Source organism: Mycobacterium sp. ZZG (assembly GCF_054786995.1).
In genome coordinates this window covers 1-1,431 of record NZ_JBTBFV010000154.1, presented here as the reverse complement: position 1 = coordinate 1,431, position 1,431 = coordinate 1, and the positions used below count along the sequence as shown (strand labels likewise).

Annotated in this window: 1 pseudogene; it reads right to left on the bottom strand. The window is 65.5% G+C overall.

Annotation, left to right across the window (positions count from 1 at the left end):
* Positions 1-403, bottom strand: a pseudogene (locus tag ACXMYJ_RS29080) (phage tail tape measure protein); the annotation flags it as partial.
* Positions 404-1,431 lie beyond the last annotated feature (1,028 nt).

Sequence of the window (1,431 nt, the reverse complement as noted above, 5' to 3'; positions counted from 1 at the left end):
ACGACCGGCCCATCGCTCCGGTGTCAACGGGCCGGTAGTACTGCGCGGTGAACGCCGGATCGAAGGCGCCCGTGCCTCCGATGCCGCGGCGCGCCGCAGCGGAGTTGCTGCCCCAGTTGAACGGCGTACCACCGGGCAGGGTCGCTTGCATATGACCTTCGTTGAATCCGACGTTGAACGCGCCCGGCATAGAGCCGGGGAGGAATCCGCGTGCAGTCAGCCACTCGTGCGCGTTGTGGGTCGATAGCGAGCGGCCAGCCGTCGACCGGCCATCGATGATGTTGATCAGGTCCTCGATGGCGCTGGAGCAATCGCCGAGCCCTTGGACGAGGTCTGCAGCGCCGGTCTGCGAGTAAACGCCCGCCGGAATGCTCGACAACAGCGCCTGGTCGGAGGTGTAGCCGTATGTCGTCGTGCCGCGCCCGCCCGATCCACCGGGACCGCCGGTAGGTGTGGGAACGCCGAACGGTCCGGGATAGGGCGTTGACGACGGCAGTTGACGCGGTGTGGGGATGCGGCGTTCCTGGCCGTCGCGGGTGCGGTAGGTACCCGGCGTGCGCTCAGGCGGTTCAAAGCCCGGGGGCATGTAGCCGCCCCAGTCGCCGCCCCATGACTCCGGCAGATGGGGGATGTCGGGCAGCGGCGTGAAACTCATCGGGTCGCCGGGAAGGAGGTTGTTGAAGAAATTCGCGGCGTTTGAGCCCATGGCGTCGAGGGCGTGCTTGACGTGGTTGGCCATGTCGATCGCCTTGTTGCCGACCCACGTCATCGCTTCGGGGATGTCTAGGATTGCGTCGCGCACCGCGGCGGCCGGTCCGGTGAGCATGCTGAGTTCTTCGCTGATGTCTGCACCGAACGTGCTGAAGTCGCCGTTGAGCGCGTCGAGAATCGTCCGGGTGCCCTCCAGCGTGTCGTTGAAGTTCTCGACGTTCTGCCGTCCGTTGCCGCCGAACGTGTCGTAGATGAACCCGCCGACCATCCAGATCGCATCACCCAACGACCGCACGGCGTCAATGCCTTCCTGGATCCACCGCTGGAGATCTCCCGTCCGAGCGGCCTGGTCGATGAAGGCGGCGAAGCGCTGCGCGGCCTCGGAGGCCGCCTGGGCGAGCCCGGGGAGGAAGCCGGAGCCGGCGTTGGCGATATCGACGAACGCCTGAGTCAAAGAGCTTGCAGCAGGGGTCAATTCGCGGATCGACGCGGTGATGTTGCTGAAAGTGCTCTGGATCTTCGCCTGCGTGTCCGGCGTCATGAGTTCGTTGGCGACCGACTTGGCCATCACGTTGAACGCGTCCGCGATGCCTGTGGTGAGTTCCTGCACCGCTGGCAGGTACTGGGTGGAAAGCCGGTGCACCTCTTCACCAAATCCCGAGAAGAGCGCATCCTGCGTGGCCGACTTCAGACCGTCGAACTCCGGCAACAGGTTGCGAA